The sequence below is a fragment of the Cellulomonas rhizosphaerae genome, from assembly GCF_003470205.1.
GTDB lineage: Bacteria > Actinomycetota > Actinomycetes > Actinomycetales > Cellulomonadaceae > Cellulomonas > Cellulomonas rhizosphaerae.
On sequence record NZ_QWKP01000215.1, the window covers coordinates 34,088 to 49,283 of the forward strand.

At 71.8% G+C, this 15,196-nt stretch carries 14 protein-coding genes; 10 read left to right on the forward strand and 4 right to left on the reverse strand.

What is annotated here, in order from left to right; genetic code table 11:
* Nucleotides 1-2 precede the first annotated feature (2 nt).
* Genes D1825_RS14485 through gatB form a run of 4 tightly spaced genes read left to right on the forward strand, consistent with a single transcriptional unit; the run spans nt 3 to nt 3,757 of the window.
* The gene (locus D1825_RS14485) at nt 3-425 is read left to right on the forward strand and encodes a pilus assembly protein CpaE (protein WP_118768118.1); all 423 of its coding nucleotides are present in this window, start codon (nt 3-5) and stop codon (nt 423-425) included.
* 22 nt (nt 426-447) lie between these two features.
* Nucleotides 448-747, forward strand: a complete 300-nt coding sequence (gene gatC, locus D1825_RS14490) for an Asp-tRNA(Asn)/Glu-tRNA(Gln) amidotransferase subunit GatC (protein ID WP_118768119.1) — start codon at nt 448-450, stop codon at nt 745-747.
* Nucleotides 744-2,255, forward strand: a complete 1,512-nt coding sequence (gatA, locus tag D1825_RS14495) for an Asp-tRNA(Asn)/Glu-tRNA(Gln) amidotransferase subunit GatA (RefSeq protein WP_118768120.1) — start codon at nt 744-746, stop codon at nt 2,253-2,255. The genes gatC and gatA overlap by 4 nt, the downstream gene beginning before the upstream one ends.
* Nucleotides 2,252-3,757, forward strand: coding sequence for an Asp-tRNA(Asn)/Glu-tRNA(Gln) amidotransferase subunit GatB (gatB, locus tag D1825_RS14500; RefSeq protein ID WP_118768121.1), 1,506 nt, complete (start codon nt 2,252-2,254; stop codon nt 3,755-3,757). The genes gatA and gatB overlap by 4 nt, the downstream gene beginning before the upstream one ends.
* Nucleotides 3,758-3,880: 123 nt before the next feature.
* Here gatB and D1825_RS14505 read toward each other — a convergent pair whose 3' ends face one another.
* On the reverse strand, nt 3,881-4,474 hold the full coding sequence (locus D1825_RS14505; RefSeq protein ID WP_158580742.1) for a TetR/AcrR family transcriptional regulator: 594 nt from the start codon (nt 4,472-4,474) through the stop codon (nt 3,881-3,883).
* A gap of 94 nt (nt 4,475-4,568) precedes the next feature.
* On the opposite strand from D1825_RS14505, the gene D1825_RS14510 reads away from it, so the two are divergent.
* Both D1825_RS14510 and D1825_RS14515 read left to right on the forward strand, forming a co-directional pair.
* On the forward strand, nt 4,569-5,573 hold the full coding sequence (locus D1825_RS14510; RefSeq protein WP_138067691.1) for a hypothetical protein: 1,005 nt from the start codon (nt 4,569-4,571) through the stop codon (nt 5,571-5,573).
* Between the two features lie 93 nt (nt 5,574-5,666).
* Nucleotides 5,667-6,212 (forward strand): GNAT family N-acetyltransferase, encoded by a 546-nt coding sequence (locus tag D1825_RS14515; RefSeq protein ID WP_118768124.1) that lies wholly within the window; start codon nt 5,667-5,669, stop codon nt 6,210-6,212.
* 59 nt (nt 6,213-6,271) lie between these two features.
* Here D1825_RS14515 and D1825_RS14520 read toward each other — a convergent pair whose 3' ends face one another.
* Together D1825_RS14520 and D1825_RS14525 are read right to left on the reverse strand one after the other, a co-directional pair.
* Entirely contained in the window at nt 6,272-6,844 is a 573-nt protein-coding gene (locus D1825_RS14520) for a DoxX family protein (protein ID WP_118768125.1), read from the reverse strand.
* Nucleotides 6,845-6,954: 110 nt separating this feature from the next.
* On the reverse strand, nt 6,955-8,301 hold the full coding sequence (locus D1825_RS14525; RefSeq protein WP_118768126.1) for a cryptochrome/photolyase family protein: 1,347 nt from the start codon (nt 8,299-8,301) through the stop codon (nt 6,955-6,957).
* A gap of 74 nt (nt 8,302-8,375) precedes the next feature.
* Here D1825_RS14525 and D1825_RS14530 point away from each other — a divergent pair, with 74 nt between their 5' ends.
* The 3 genes from D1825_RS14530 (at nt 8,376) to ilvD (D1825_RS14540) (ending at nt 12,631) form a co-directional block, all read left to right on the forward strand.
* Nucleotides 8,376-9,911 carry a peptide MFS transporter gene (locus tag D1825_RS14530; protein ID WP_118768127.1) on the forward strand — a complete coding sequence of 512 codons (1,536 nt, stop codon included), beginning with the start codon at nt 8,376-8,378 and terminating at the stop codon, nt 9,909-9,911.
* A gap of 38 nt (nt 9,912-9,949) precedes the next feature.
* Nucleotides 9,950-10,657, forward strand: coding sequence for a 4a-hydroxytetrahydrobiopterin dehydratase (locus tag D1825_RS14535; RefSeq protein WP_118768128.1), 708 nt, complete (start codon nt 9,950-9,952; stop codon nt 10,655-10,657).
* 111 nt (nt 10,658-10,768) lie between these two features.
* Nucleotides 10,769-12,631, forward strand: a complete 1,863-nt coding sequence (gene ilvD / locus D1825_RS14540; RefSeq protein WP_118768129.1) for a dihydroxy-acid dehydratase — start codon at nt 10,769-10,771, stop codon at nt 12,629-12,631.
* Nucleotides 12,632-12,673: 42 nt separating this feature from the next.
* Here the strand turns inward: ilvD (D1825_RS14540) and D1825_RS14545 are convergent, their stop codons facing one another.
* On the reverse strand, nt 12,674-13,357 hold the full coding sequence (locus D1825_RS14545; protein WP_199721609.1) for a TIGR00266 family protein: 684 nt from the start codon (nt 13,355-13,357) through the stop codon (nt 12,674-12,676).
* Between the two features lie 115 nt (nt 13,358-13,472).
* Between D1825_RS14545 and ilvD (D1825_RS14550) the strand changes: the two genes are divergently transcribed.
* A complete protein-coding gene (gene ilvD, locus D1825_RS14550) occupies nt 13,473-15,188 on the forward strand; it encodes a dihydroxy-acid dehydratase (protein ID WP_118768131.1) in 1,716 nt (571 codons plus the stop codon).
* The last annotated feature ends 8 nt before the right edge of the window (nt 15,189-15,196 follow it).

Here is a 15,196-nt window from a genome sequence, read left to right on the forward strand (position 1 = left end):
AGATGATCTCCACCGACCTCGCGCTCCTGCTGCGGGCCTCCGGGCTGCGGTGGGACCCCGCGTCGGGCGACTCGTTCGTCGTGCTCGTGGACGGCCTGGACGAGGAGGTCTTCACGATCAGCGAGATGACCATCGAGGCGCACCGCTACGACACGGGCACGGTGCTGGGGTTCAACGGCACCACGGAGTGGGCGCTCGACTCGGTCGCGCAGGACGACGCGCTGTGGCTGCCGCGCGAGGACCAGCTGCGCGCCAAGCTCGGCCGGACGTTCCGCTCGCTCGCCCGCTCGACCGACGGGAGCTACCAGGTGCTCGTCGAGGTCGCGGGCCGGCCCGAGCAGGTGTTCACGGCGGACACGGCCGAGGACGCCTACGCCCGCGCGCTCCTCTCGCTCGTCACGGCGGCCGTCGACCGGGTGGTCTAGCCACCCCACTAGACTCGGGCCCATGTCCTCCCTCTCCCGCGACGAGGTCGCGCGCGTGGCGGGGCTGGCCCGGATCGACCTGACTCCCGCCGAGCTGGACCGGCTCGCCGGCGAGCTCGACGTGATCGTCGAGTCGGTCGCGCGCGTGAGCGAGATCGCCACGCCTGACGTGCCGGCCACCAGCCACCCCCTGCCCCTGTCGAACGTGTTCCGTACTGACGTGCCCGTCGCGACGGTCGACCGTGACGCCGTGCTCGCGTCCGCCCCGGCGGCGCAGGACGGCAAGTTCCTCGTCCCGCAGATCCTGGGGGAGGACTCATGAGCGCTGACCTCACGCGGCTCAGCGCCGCGGCACTGGCCGACGCGCTGACCTCGGGCGAGGCCTCGAGCGTCGAGGCCACCCAGGCGCACCTGGACCGCATCGCCGCCGTCGACGGCGCGGTGCACGCGTTCCTGCACGTCTCCTCGCAGAAGGCGCTCGCCACGGCCGCCGACGTCGACGCGCGGCGCTCGGCCGGCGAGGAGCTGCACCCGCTCGCGGGTGTGCCGATCGCCGTCAAGGACGTCGTCGTGACCCAGGGCCTGCCGACGACGGCCGGCTCGAAGATCCTCGAGGGCTGGGTGCCGCCGTACGACGCGACGCTCGTCGAGAAGATCAAGGCCGCGGGCCTGCCGATCCTCGGCAAGACCAACATGGACGAGTTCGCCATGGGCTCGAGCACCGAGCACTCGGCGTACGGCAACACCCACAACCCGTGGGACCTCGATCGGATCCCCGGCGGCTCGGGCGGTGGCTCGGCCGCGGCCGTCGCCGCGTACGAGGCGCCGCTCGCGATCGGCACGGACACCGGCGGCTCGATCCGCCAGCCCGCGGCCGTCACCGGCACGGTCGGCGTCAAGCCGACCTACGGCGGCGTGTCCCGCTACGGGCTCATCGCCCTGGCGAGCAGCCTCGACCAGGCCGGCCCCGTCACGCGGACCGTGCTCGACAGCGCGCTGCTGCACGAGCTCATCGGCGGCCACGACCCGCGCGACTCGACGAGCATCAACGAGCCGCTGCCGGACCTCGTCGGCGCCGCGCGCCTCGGCGCGAACGGCGACCTGACCGGCGTGCGCGTCGGCGTCATCACGGAGCTGCAGGGCGAGGGCTACCAGGCCGGCGTCCAGGCCCGTTTCGACGAGTCGCTCGAGCTGCTGCGCTCGGCGGGTGCCGAGATCGTCGAGGTCTCCTGCCCGCACTTCACGTACGCGCTCGCCGCGTACTACCTGATCCTGCCGGCCGAGGCCTCGAGCAACCTGGCCAAGTTCGACGGCATGCGGTTCGGGCTGCGCGTCATCCCCGAGGACAACCCGACGGCCGAGCGCGTGATGTCCGCGACGCGCGGCCAGGGCTTCGGCGACGAGGTCAAGCGCCGCATCATCCTCGGCACGTACGCGCTGTCGGCCGGCTACTACGACGCCTACTACGGCTCGGCCCAGAAGGTGCGCACGCTCATCCAGCGCGACTTCAGCGCCGCGTTCGAGAAGGCCGACGTGCTGGTCTCGCCCACCGCGCCGACCACGGCGTTCAAGCTCGGCGAGAAGCTCGACGACCCGCTGGCGATGTACCTCAACGACGTCGCGACGATCCCGGCGAACCTGGCCGGCGTCCCCGGCCTGTCGCTGCCGAGCGGCCTGTCCGACGACGGCCTGCCCGTCGGCTTCCAGGTGCTCGCTCCTGCGAAGGCGGACGACCGCCTCTACCGGGTCGGTGCCGCGCTCGAGGCCCTGCTGGAGAACGAGTGGGGTGGCCCGCTGCTGGGCCGCGCCCCGGAACTGGAGACCCGATGAGCGCGCTGGTTGACCTCGTCGACTACGACGAGGCCGTCGCCCGCTTCGACCCCGTGATCGGGATCGAGGTGCACGTGGAGCTCGGCACGGCGACCAAGATGTTCGACGGCGCGCCCGCCGGGTTCGGCGAGGAGCCGAACACGTCGGTCACGCCCGTCTCGCTCGGCCTGCCTGGCGCGTTGCCGGTCGTCAACGAGACGGCCGTCGAGTACGCGATCCGGATCGGTCTGGCGCTGAACTGCTCGATCGCCGAGAGCTGCCGGTTCGCGCGGAAGAACTACTTCTACCCGGACGTGCCGAAGAACTTCCAGACGTCGCAGTACGACGAGCCCATCGCGTTCGACGGCTTCGTCGACGTCGAGCTCGAGGACGGCACCGTGTTCCGCGTCGACATCGAGCGCGCGCACATGGAGGAGGACGCGGGCAAGAACACCCACGTCGGCGGCTCGACGGGTCGGATCCACGGAGCGGAGTACTCGCTCGTCGACTACAACCGTGCCGGCATCCCGCTCGTGGAGATCGTCACGCGCCCCATCACGGGCGCCGGTGAGCGCGCGCCCGAGGTGGCCCGTGCGTACGTCCAGACGCTGCGCGACCTGTTCCGCGCGCTGGAGGTCTCCGAGGCGCGCATGGAGCGCGGCAACGTGCGTGCCGACGTCAACGTCTCGCTGCGGCCGACGCCCGAGTCGCCGCTCGGCACCCGCACCGAGACCAAGAACGTCAACTCGTTCCGCTCGGTCGAGCGCTCGGTCCGCTACGAGATCAGCCGCCAGGCGGCCGTCCTGGACGCGGACGCCACGGTCACGCAGGAGACGCGGCACTGGCACGAGGACACGGGCACCACGACGTCGGGGCGCATCAAGTCCGACGCCGAGGACTACCGGTACTTCCCCGAGCCGGACCTCGCGCCGATCGTCCCGGACCGTGCGTGGATCGAGGAGATCCGCGCCGCGCTCCCCGAGCTGCCCGCGGCCCGCCGCCGCCGGCTGCAGGGGGAGTGGGGCTACGCCGACGCCGAGATGCGTGACGTGGTCAACGCGGGAGCGGTCGAGCTCATCGAGGCGACGGTCGCCGCCGGAGCCTCGCCGGCCGCAGCCCGCAAGTGGTGGATGGGCGAGCTGGCCCGCACCGCCAAGCAGCAGGAGGTCGAGCTGGCCGACCTGCCGATCACGCCCGCGCAGATCGGTGCGCTGCAGTCGCTCGTCGACAGCGGCCGGATCAACGACAAGCTCGCGCGCCAGGTGCTCGAGGGCGTCCTGGCCGGCGAGGGCGAGCCCGAGGCCGTCGTCGTCGCGCGCGGCCTCGAGGTCGTGTCCGACGACGGCCCGCTGCTCGACGCGATCGACGCGGCCCTGGCCGCGCAGCCCGACCTCGCGGAGAAGATCCGGGGCGGCAACCAGGGGCCGATCGGCGCCATCATCGGGGCGGTCATGAAGGCCACCCGCGGGCAGGCCGACGCCGGCCGCGTGCGCGAGCTGGTGCTCGAGCGCCTCAACGGCTGACCGTCCGGCCCGGCAGCCCTGACTGGGCTGCCGGGCCGCGTCCGCCCGTGGCGCGCGGCTCGTCGAAGACTTCGTGCCGCGAGGCGCGACGAAGTCTTCGACGCATCCCGGGGCTCACGCCCGTCACCGAGGCAGGTACTTCTCCTGCGCCGCGAGGTAGGCCTCGCCGTCGAAGTCGGCGACGAGCGCAGCCTGCACGATGTACCCCTGCACGGCCGCGACGAAGAGTGCACCCTGCTCGACGCCGAGCGCGTCCGCCTGGTCGGCGGGCGTCCCGTGCGTGCGCTGGTGCCACTGCGACACGTAGCCGCCGAGCGTGGCGCGCATCCGGTGGACGACGGAGGCGGCCAGGTCCCGCACGGCGGGGTCGGTGACCCCCTCGCCCCACAGCTGCAACATGAGCCCGGGTGCGCCGAGCTCGTGCAGCATCGCGGTCAGCAGCGTGCGGGGGAGCGTGGGCGGGGCCGGCATCGGGTCCAGCGTCGCAAGCTCCTCGATGCTCGCGATGCGCGCGTCGACGATCCGTGCGGCGACATCGACGACGAGCGCGCTCTTGCTCGGGTAGTGCCCGTAGATCGCGCCCGCCGAGAGCCCGGACTCGGCGATGATCTCCGCCATCGACGCGGCCTGGAAGCCCTTCCGGCGGAACGCCCGCAGGGCCGCGTCGGCGATCTCGTCCCGACGCGCGGCGCGGTACTCCTCAGTGACCTTGGGCACGTCGCAGCATAAAAACGAATGATCGTTCTTGACAAGTCGACGATGCAGGTCGCACCCTGAACAAGAACGAACATTCGGTTTGAAGGAGATCGTCATGACCGTCCACACGCCCTGGCGCCGCCTGCTCGGCATCGGCGTCGCCCTCTCGGCCGTCGTCACCCTGCTCGCGCTGGCCTTCCTGTGGCCGAGCGCCGCCTCGAAGACCCGGGACCTGCCGCTCGCCGTGGCCGGGCCGCCGGCCGCCGTCGCCCAGGTCGGCGCCGCACTCGAGGAGCGCGCGCCCGGCGCATTCGACGTGGTGAGCGCCGCGGACCGCGCGGGCGCGGTGGCGCTCGTCGAGTCGCGCGACGTGTACGGCGCGATCGTCCTGGGCGGCCAGCCGGAGATCCTCACCGCGACGGCCGGCAGCGCGGTCGTCGCCCAGCAGCTCGGCGCGCTGGCCCCTGTGCTGGGCGAGCAGCTCGGCGCGCCGGTGCCGGTCACCGACGTGGTGCCGCTGAGCGCGGGGGACCCCCGCGGTGCGATCCTCGGCGTCGTCACGCTGCCGCTGGTGATCGGCGGGATGATCGGCGGCATCGGGATCTCGCTGGTCGTCGTCGGCGTGTGGCGCCGCGTCGCGGCCGTGGGCGTCTACGCGGTCGGCGGCGGGCTCGCGGTCGCGGGCGTCCTGCAGGGCGCGTTCGGGGCGCTGCAGAGCGCGTACCTGGTCAACGCCGCGATCATCGCGCTCGCGCTCGCGGCGATCGCGTCGGTGATCGTCGGGTTCGTGTCGGTCGTCGGGCGCCCCGGCATCGCCATCGGGCCGGTGCTGTTCCTGCTCGTGGCCAACCCGATCGCGTCGGCGTCCGCCCCCTGGCAGATGCTGCCCGCTCCGTGGGGCGCGATCGGGCAGTGGATGCCGCCGGGTGCCGCCGCCGCTCTGCTGCGCGACCACTCGTACTTCCCCGCGGCCGGCACCGCGGCGCTGTGGCTCGCCCTGCTCGGCTGGGTCGTCGTCGGTCTCGTGCTCGCCACCGTCGGCCACTTCAAGGACACGGGCGCCGCCACGCGGGCAGCGATCGAGGAGGCCGAGGACGCCCGGGTGGGCTCGTTCTCCTGACGACGGCGTGGTCCGGGAGTGCTGTCGAGCGCTCCCGGTAACCTCGTTGCCACACGTGCGCCGTACCGTCCGTGGGGACGAGAGGAGACGTCGATGGAGAAGCCGACGCTGCAGGGCGAGATGATCACCCTGCGCCCCATCCGGGCAGACGATTCCGACGCGATGTGGGTGTCGCTCGACGACCCCGAGGGCAACCGGCTCACGGGGACCACCGAGAAGTTCACGCGCGAGCAGATCGACGCGTGGTGCGCGAGCCGGGCGACGGCCGAGGGGCGCTACGACTTCGCGGTCACCGCGAACGGGGACGACAGCTTCCGGGGCGAGATCGTGCTCAACGAGGTCGACGAGGTGGTGCGCTCCGCGAACCTCCGGCTCGCGATGGGCCCGACCTATCGAGGCCGCGGCTACGGCACGGAGGCGATCCAGCTCGTGCTCGGGTTCGCGTTCGACGGGATCGGGCTGCACCGCGTGGAGCTCGACGTGCTGAGCATCAACGCCCGGGCCAAGTCCCTCTACGAGAACCTCGGGTTCCGCGTCGAGGGCCGCAAGCGCGACGCCTACCGCGACGGCGACGGCTTCTGCGACGCGATCATCATGGGGATCCTCGAGGACGAGTACCGCGCGGGCCAGCTCGACTGATCGCACGACGAAGGGCGCGAACCCGCGGGGTTCGCGCCCTTCGTTCTCCTACCTGGCCGTCAGCGGAGCCAGGAGTACTTCTGCACGATCGGCAGGTTCGCCCACCAGCGGCCGAGGCCCCACGTGTCACCGGCGAACGTCAGCGCGGCGATGATTAGGACCAGCGCGTAGATCACGTGGTAGTCGATCAGCGGGTTCGTGGACCCCTGCTGCAGCGGCCACTCGGCCACCCACATCATGGCCATGATGAGCGAGCCGGCGACGGCCGAGACGCGCAGGCCGATGCCGAGCATGACCGCGGCACCCACGCCGAGCATGCCGAGCATGAACAGCCAGTCGGTCAGCGGGCTCGCCAGGTTGGCGAAGACGTCCTTGAACGGGCCGATCGCGCCGAACTTCATGAATCCCTGGCTGGGCGTCCCGCCGTCGATCCACGAGAGGCTCGGGCTGCCCTCGGCCACGGCCGCGCCGGTGCTGTAGTGCAGGCCGAAGGTCTTGTCGAGGAAGGCCCACAGGAAGATGAAGCCGGTGGTCAGGCGGGCGAGGGCCAGCGCGATCCGCGCCTTGCTCGAAGTGACGACCGAGGTCGCCGAGGCGGTGGGTACGGCTTCTTCACTACGGAGGGCGGTCATCATCGTGCTTTCCAGGAGGGTTTCACCTGATCGGTGTGGCGTCGTCGTCGGCGCCATGCCTCCACCTTTGTGCGTGTTCCGTGAAGATCCGCGGGACGTTTGTCCCGACCTCAGCGTCCCCTGCCGTACGCCTCGAGCGCGACCTCGCGCTCGGCCTTGTGGTCGACGATCCGCTCGGGGTAGCCCTCCGGGGTCCCGACCCGCCAGGGCTGGTGCACGGCCTTGCCCGCGATGCCCCGCAGCTCGGGCACCCACCGCCGCACGTAGTCGCCGTCGGGGTCGAACTTCTCGCCCTGCAGCACGGGGTTGAACACCCGGAAGTAGGGCGCCGCGTCCCGGCCGGTGCCGGCGACCCACTGCCAGTTGAGCTGGTTCTGCGGCACGTCGCCGTCGACGAGCCACGCCATGAAGTGGTCGGCCCCGCGCTGCCAGCGCTGGTGCAGGTCCTTGACGAGGAACGACGCGACGACCATCCGGACCCGGTTGTGCATCCAGCCGGTCGCCAGCAGCTGGCGCATGCCGGCGTCGACGAGCGGGTAGCCCGTGCGGCCCTGCGTCCAGGCGACGAAGGCCTCGTCGGCCGCCGCTCCGTGCGCCCACGAGTCCTCCGGGACGACCACGCGCAGCGACCGCGTGCGTGCCGAGGGGTGGTGCCACAGGACGTCCGCGTGGAACTCGCGCCAGGCGAGCTCGGACCGGAACGTCGCGACCGAGGCGCCCTGCCGCTGCGCGAGGTCGGCGAGCAACGTCCGCGGGTGCAGCTCGCCGAACTTGAGCGGTATCGACATCGATGAGGTCCCCTCGACGTCGGGCCGGTCGCGCTCGGTGCCGTACTCGTCGAGCGCGTCGTCGAGGAACCGGTGCCAGCGGTCGTGCGCCGCGCGCTCGCCCGCGGCCGGGAGGTCCACCTCGGCGTCCGGCCCGTCGGGCACGCCGTCGGTCGGGACCTGCGCCCAGCGGGGCGTGTGGGGGAGAGGCGCCGGGGCAGACCAGCCGTGGTCGAGCCACGCGTTGCGGAACGGGGTGAACACCTGGAACGGGGTGCCCGAGCCCGTCGTCAGTCGGCCCGGGGCGACGGCGTACGGGGAGCCCGTCGGGACGAGCTCGACGTCGCCGAGCGCGTGCGCGACCGCCTCGTCGCGGCGACGCCCGTACGGCTCGGTCGCCGCGGTGACGTGCACGGACCTCGCCTCGACCTCCCGCGCGACGGCCGGCAGCACGTCGGTGGCCCGTCCGGTGCGCACGACGAGGCGCCCGCCCAGCTCGTCGTCGAGCGCACGAAGCGACGCCGCGAGGTACGCGAGCCGGGGAGCGCCCGCGGTCCGCCACAGGGCTGGGTCGACGACGAAAAGGGGGACGACGAGCCCGTCGTCGGCGCGTGCGCGGTCGACAGCAGCGACCAGCGCCGGGTTGTCCGCGAGGCGCAGGTCGCGTCGGAACCAGTGCACGCTCGCCACCGAGTTACCGTATTTCGCGATGGCGCGGGCGGCGAACGCTGGTGCCCGGCGCGCTGACCGGCCACGATGGGGCGATGGCGAAGCCGGACGAACCGGGCGGGCCCGACGGGGCGACGCTCGAGCCCCGAGTCCCGCGGGACCACGCGTTCTTCGGCCACCCGCTCGGCCTGTTCACGCTGTTCGGCACCGAGCTCTGGGAGCGGTTCAGCTACTACGGGATGCGCGCCATCCTGCTGCTGTACATCACCGACACCGCGGCGAACGGCGGTCTCGGCTTCGGCAAGACGACCGGCGAGGCGTTGGTCGCCGCGTACGGCGCCTCCGTCTACCTCGTCTCGGTGCTGGGCGGCTGGCTCGCCGACCGCGTGATCGGTGCGCGGCGGTCTGTGCTCTACGGCGGCATCGTCATCGCCGCGGGCCACGTCTTCCTCTCGATACCCGGCGCGGGCTTCTCGTTCACGGGCATCGTGCTGGTCGCGCTCGGCACCGGTCTGCTCAAGCCCAACGTCTCGTCGATGGTCGGCGAGCTGTACTCGCGCGACGACGTGCGGCGCGACTCGGCGTTCTCGATCTTCTACATGGGCATCAACATCGGCTCGCTCGCGGCGCCCTTCGTCGTGGGTGGCGTGCGCGAGGCATGGGGGTACCACGCGGGCTTCGCCGTCGCGGCCGTCGGCATGGCGATCGCGCTGGTCTTCTTCGTCCTGGGCCGCAAGCTCCTCGGCGGTGCCGGCGACGTCCCGCCCAACCCGTTGACGCCCGCCGACCGCGGACCGGTCACCCGGCTGTTCGTCGCGGTCGGTGCCGGATGCCTGGTGGCACTCGGCATCGCGGTCTGGGTGCAGGGCGGCTTCTCCGCGGACACCGTCGTCGACGCGCTCTCGTACGTCGCGCTCGCGGCGCCCGTGGCGACGTTCTGGGTGATGTTCCGCTCGCCGAAGGTCACCGCGCGCGAGCGGTCCCGCCTGCGGGCGTACATCCCGCTGTTCGTCGCGGCGATGCTGTTCTGGATGATCTTCGAGCAGGCGGGCAGCACGCTCACGTCGTTCGCAGAGGACAGCACCGACCGGACGGTCGCTGGGATCACCATCTCCACCGTCTTCTACCAGTCGCTCAACCCCGCTTTCATCATCCTGCTCGCCCCCGTCTTCGCCTGGTTGTGGCTCCGGCTGGACGACCGCCCGCCGACGGCCGTGAAGTTCGCGATCGGCCTGACGCTCGTCGCGCTCAGCTTCGTGTTCCTCGGTGGCGCGGCGTGGCAGGCGGGCGACGGCAAGTCGCCGTGGTGGGTGCTCGTCGTGGTGTACCTGATCCAGACGCTCGGCGAGCTCTGCCTGTCGCCCGTCGGGCTCGCCGCGACCACGCTGCTCGCGCCGAAAGCGTTCCGGGGGCAGGCCATGGCGCTGTGGTTCCTGGCCACGAGCGCGGGCAACGCCATCACGGCGCAGCTGGTCCAGGCCACGGAGGACGTCGGGGACGCTGCGTACTTCGGGGGCATCGGGATCGCTGCGCTCGCGTTCGCGCTGGTCATGTTCGCGCTCGCGCCGTGGGTCACGAAGCACATCCGTGAGGGTGCAGAGACCGCCGACGACGAGGCTCTGAAGGGCTGACCGCGCACGTGTCGGACCCGAGTGCCAGGCTGGGAGGCATGGCCGATCCTGTCGAGAACCTCTCGTCCTCCGCCGTGACCGACGCCGTCGACGCACGGCACTGGCGCGTGATGCTGCGCCGCTTGCGTGCGACGTTCACGGGCCCGGACTTCGCGTCCGGCGCAGCGTTCGTCGCGCGCATCGCGGAGATCGCCGACGGCCTCGACCATCACCCGGACGTGCTGCTGCGCTGGGGGCAGGTGACGGTCACGACGTCGAGCCACGACGTCGACGGCCTGACGCAACGCGACATCGACCTCGCGGCTGCGGTCTCGGAGGTTGCCGACGAGCTCGGGCTGACGGGTGCGGTTCCTCGCTCGGAGATGCTCGAGATCGCGGTCGACGCGCTCGACATCCCGCGCGTGCGCCCGTTCTGGGGAGCCGTGCTCGCCTACGACGAGGCGAGGCTGGCGCCGTTCGGCTCTCCGGAGGTGGCCGACGAGGAGAAGTACACCGAGCTGCGTGACCCGGCGGGCGTCGGCCCGACCGTGTGGTTCCAGCAGATGGACGAGCCGCGCGAGCAGCGCAACCGGATCCACGTCGACATCGCCGTCCCGCACGATCAGGCCGAGGCCCGCGTGCAGGCGGCGGTCGCTGCCGGCGGTCACCTCGTCAGCGACAGCTCGGCACCGGCGTTCTGGATCGTCGCCGACGTCGAGGGCAACGAGGTGTGCGTGTGCACGTGGCAGGGCCGATCGAGCTCCTGACTCCGTGGACCACGAGGCGGACGCCCTGCGAACGTTTCCGCAGGCAGACGTAGCCTGACGCGGCAGCCGCGCGGTGCGGCCGTTCTCGCGTTGTTGAAGGAGCTGACCGGTATGAGCCGCCCCCTGCGCTCTCGGACGTCCACCCACGGCCGCAACATGTCCGGCGCCCGCGCCCTGTGGCGCGCGACCGGCATGGGGTCGGAGGACTTCGGCAAGCCGATCATCGCCATCGCGAACTCCTACACGCAGTTCGTCCCCGGCCACGTGCACCTCAAGGACATGGGCGACCTCGTCGCCTCGGCCATCCGCGAGGCGGGCGGCGTGTCCAAGGAGTTCAACACCATCGCGGTCGACGACGGCATCGCGATGGGTCACGCGGGCATGCTCTACTCGCTGCCCAGCCGCGACCTGATCGCCGACTCGGTCGAGTACATGGTCCAGGCGCACTGCGCCGACGCGCTCGTGTGCATCTCCAACTGCGACAAGATCACGCCCGGCATGCTCAACGCGGCGCTGCGCCTGAACATCCCGGTCATCTTCGTCTCGGGCGGGCCCATGGAGGCAGGCAAGGCGATCGTCGCCAACGGCATCGCGTCCACGCCCCTGAACCTCATCAACGCGATCAACTACTCGGCCGACGACAACGTGAGCGACGAGGCACTGGCCGCCGTCGAGGAGGCCGCGTGCCCCACGTGCGGCTCGTGCTCGGGCATGTTCACGGCCAACTCCATGAACTGCCTCACCGAGGCGCTCGGCCTGTCGCTGCCCGGCAACGGCTCGACGCTGGCCACGCACGCCGCCCGCCGCGAGCTGTTCCTCGAGGCCGGCCGCACGATCGTCGACCTCGCCCGTCGCTACTACGAGGACGAGGACGACACCGCCGCGCCCCGCGGGATCGCGACCAAGGCCGCGTTCGCCAACGCCATGACGCTCGACGTCGCCATGGGCGGCTCGACCAACACCGTCCTGCACATCCTCGCCGCGGCCCAGGAGGGTGAGGTCGACTTCGACCTCACCGACATCGAGGGCCTCTCGCGCCGTGTGCCGTGCCTGTCGAAGGTCGCGCCGAACCACCCGGACTTCCACATGGAGGACGTCCACCGGGCCGGTGGCATCCCCGCGCTGCTGGGCGAGCTCGACCGCGCCGGGCTGCTCGACCACGACGTCACCTCCGTCCACACGCCGACCCTGCGCGGCTGGCTCGACGACTGGGACGTGCGCGGGGGCAAGGCGACGGACAAGGCGATCGAGCTGTTCCACGCCGCGCCCGGGGGAGTGCGCACCACGCAGGCGTTCTCGACGCAGAACCGCTGGGACCGCCTCGACACCGACGCCGCGAACGGCTGCATCCGCGACCTCGAGCACGCCTACACGGTCGAGGGCGGCCTCGCGGTGCTGCGCGGCAACCTCGCCGAGGACGGCGCCGTGCTCAAGACCGCCGGGATCGACCCCGACGTCTTCCACTTCGTCGGCCGCGCGCTGGTCTGCGAGTCGCAGGACGAGGCCGTCGAGAAGATCCTCACCAAGCAGGTCGAGCCCGGCCACGTGGTCGTCGTGCGCTACGAGGGTCCCGCGGGCGGCCCCGGCATGCAGGAGATGCTCTACCCGACCTCGTTCATCAAGGGCCGCGGGCTGGGCAAGGTCTGCGCGCTGATCACCGACGGCCGCTTCTCCGGCGGCTCGAGCGGCATCTCCGTCGGCCACATCTCGCCCGAGGCCGCGGCCGGCGGCACGATCGGCCTGATCGAGGACGGCGACGAGATCGAGATCGACGTCGAGACGCGCCTCATCCGGGTCAACGTGCCCGATGAGGTCCTCGCCGAGCGTCGCGCCAAGATGGAGGCCTCGGAGAACCCGTGGCAGCCGCTGAACCGCGACCGATACGTGTCTCCCGCGCTCCAGGCCTACGCGGCGATGGCCACGTCGGCCGACCGCGGCGCGGTCCGCGACGTCTCGCTCCTGCGCCGCCGCTGAGGACGCCGGGGCTCAGGCCCGGTGCGTGCGGCCGCGGAGCCGTCAGTTGTTGGACGAGTCGTGCCGCGGCAGCCGGGCGTCGAGCCAGCTGATGAGATCGCTGGTGCTGCGGGTCTGCATGAACACCTGCCCGGGCCCGATGAACTCGGCCACCAGCCCCTCGCCGCCCAGGAAGGTCGTCTTCCAGTTGCCGGCCTTGCGGATCGAGTACTGCACGGTGCTCTCGAAGGCGACGACGTGCCCGGTGTCGATGACCATCCGCTCGCCGGGCGCGAGCGTCGCGCCGCGGATGCCGCCGTACGCCGCGACGAGCAGGTCGCCCTGGCCGGAGCACCGCAGCAGGATCAGGCCCGCGCCGGAGAAGAATCCCCTCGCGCCGCCCCACGACGAGTCGACCTCGACGCTGAGGTCGGACGCGAGCCACCCGCCGGACTGCACGAGCAGCTCGTCACCGCCCGGGAGGTGCACCTGGGCGATGTCCCCGGGCAGCGCCGGCGCGATGCCCAGCGTGCCGCCGTACGCCGACGTGAAGTCGTTGACGAAGAAGCTCTCGCCGCCGAACGCGCGCCGCAGCCCCTTCATGAACCCGCCGCGCGTGGAGGTCTCCACGGTGACGTCGCCACGCTGGCTCGCCATGGCCCCCGACTCCACCCGGACCGATCCGCCCGGCGGCAGGGTGATCTCCGCGAACGCGAATGCGGGCCCGTCGTCGATCTGCACGTGCACGGTGCTGTCCTCCTGGCGTCGTCGTCCTTCGGCCACGCCATCATGCCTGGTCCGACCGCGACGCGTGGGCGGTCGCGCATAGCACCTGACCTGGGCCGGTCCTACACTCCGAAACATGACCGCTACGCCCGAAGTCACCGGTGACGTCGACATCAAGCCCCGCTCCCGCACCGTCACCGACGGGCTGGAGGCGACCGCCTCGCGCGGCATGCTCCGGGCCGTCGGGCTCGGCGACGACGACTTCGCCAAGCCGCAGATCGGCGTCGCGAGCTCGTGGAACGAGATCACGCCGTGCAACCTCTCGCTGCAGCGGCTCGCGCAGGCCGCCAAGGCCGGCGTGCACGCCGCGGGGGGCTACCCGCTGGAGTTCGGCACGATCTCGGTGTCCGACGGCATCTCGATGGGCCACGAGGGCATGCACTTCTCGCTCGTGAGCCGCGACATCATCGCGGACTCGGTCGAGACGGTCATGCAGGCCGAGCGCCTCGACGGCTCGGTGCTGCTCGCGGGCTGCGACAAGTCGCTGCCCGGGATGCTGATGGCCGCAGCGCGCCTGGACCTCGCGAGCGTGTTCCTCTACGCGGGCTCGATCGCCCCGGGTTGGGTCAAGCTCGAAGACGGCACCGAGAAGGACGTGACGATCATCGACGCGTTCGAGGCCGTCGGCGCGTGCGCTCGAGGGCTGATGAGCCGCGAGGACGTGGACCGCATCGAGCGCGCCATCTGCCCCGGCGAGGGCGCGTGCGGCGGCATGTACACCGCCAACACGATGGCCTCGGTGGCCGAGGCGATCGGCATGTCGATCCCGGGCTCCGCCGCCCCGCCGTCGGCCGACCGTCGCCGCGACGCGTTCGCGCACAAGTCCGGCGAGGCCGTCGTCGAGATGCTCCGCAAGGGCATCACCGCGCGCCAGATCATGACCAAGGAGGCGTTCGAGAACGCGATCGCCGTGGTCATGGCGTTCGGCGGCTCGACGAACGCCGTGCTGCACCTGCTCGCGATCGCGCACGAGGCCGAGGTCGACCTCACGCTCGCCGACTTCTCGCGCGTCGCGGCCCGCGTGCCGCACCTGGGCGACCTCAAGCCGTTCGGCCGCTACGTCATGAACGACATCGACCGCATCGGCGGCGTCCCCGTCGTCATGAAGGCGCTCCTCGACGCCGGCCTGCTGCACGGCGACTGCCTCACGGTGACCGGCAAGACCATCGCCGAGAACCTCGCCGACGTGAACCCGCCGGACCCGGACGGCAAGATCCTGCGCGCGCTCGACAACCCGATCCACCGCACGGGCGGCATCACGATCCTCCACGGGTCGCTGGCCCCGGAGGGTGCAGTCGTGAAGTCGGCAGGCTTCGACTCCGACGTGTTCGAGGGCACCGCCCGGGTGTTCGACCGCGAGCGGGCCGCGATGGACGCGCTCGAGGACGGCACGATCGTCGCGGGCGACGTCGTCGTGATCCGCTACGAGGGCCCCAAGGGCGGCCCGGGCATGCGCGAGATGCTGGCCATCACGGGCGCGATCAAGGGCGCCGGGCTCGGCAAGGACGTCCTGCTGCTCACCGACGGCCGCTTCTCCGGCGGCACGACGGGGCTGTGCGTCGGCCACGTCGCCCCCGAGGCCGTCGACGGCGGACCCATCGCGTTCATCCAGGACGGCGACCGGATCCGGCTCGACGTGGCGAACGAGACCCTCGACGTCCTCGTCGAGCAGGACGTCCTCGACGGCCGCAGGGCCGGCTGGGCGCCGCTGCCCCCGACGTACACGCGCGGTGTGCTGGCCAAGTACGCGAAGCTCGTGCAGTCGGCCTCGAAGGGCGCCGTCCTGATCTGACAGTAGGG

Bases quoted from the DNA above. Each gene is read 5' to 3' on its own strand.
- D1825_RS14485 (WP_118768118.1), top strand. From the start codon at position 3: ATGATCTCCACCGACCTCGCGCTCCTGCTGCGGGCCTCCGGGCTGCGG.
- gatC (WP_118768119.1), top strand. From the start codon at position 448: ATGTCCTCCCTCTCCCGCGACGAGGTCGCGCGCGTGGCGGGGCTGGCC.
- gatA (WP_118768120.1), top strand. From the start codon at position 744: ATGAGCGCTGACCTCACGCGGCTCAGCGCCGCGGCACTGGCCGACGCG.
- gatB (WP_118768121.1), top strand. From the start codon at position 2,252: ATGAGCGCGCTGGTTGACCTCGTCGACTACGACGAGGCCGTCGCCCGC.
- D1825_RS14510 (WP_138067691.1), top strand. From the start codon at position 4,569: ATGACCGTCCACACGCCCTGGCGCCGCCTGCTCGGCATCGGCGTCGCC.
- D1825_RS14515 (WP_118768124.1), top strand. From the start codon at position 5,667: ATGGAGAAGCCGACGCTGCAGGGCGAGATGATCACCCTGCGCCCCATC.
- D1825_RS14520 (WP_118768125.1), bottom strand. From the start codon at position 6,844: ATGACCGCCCTCCGTAGTGAAGAAGCCGTACCCACCGCCTCGGCGACC.
- D1825_RS14530 (WP_118768127.1), top strand. From the start codon at position 8,376: ATGGCGAAGCCGGACGAACCGGGCGGGCCCGACGGGGCGACGCTCGAG.
- D1825_RS14535 (WP_118768128.1), top strand. From the start codon at position 9,950: ATGGCCGATCCTGTCGAGAACCTCTCGTCCTCCGCCGTGACCGACGCC.
- ilvD (WP_118768129.1), top strand. From the start codon at position 10,769: ATGAGCCGCCCCCTGCGCTCTCGGACGTCCACCCACGGCCGCAACATG.
- ilvD (WP_118768131.1), top strand. From the start codon at position 13,473: ATGACCGCTACGCCCGAAGTCACCGGTGACGTCGACATCAAGCCCCGC.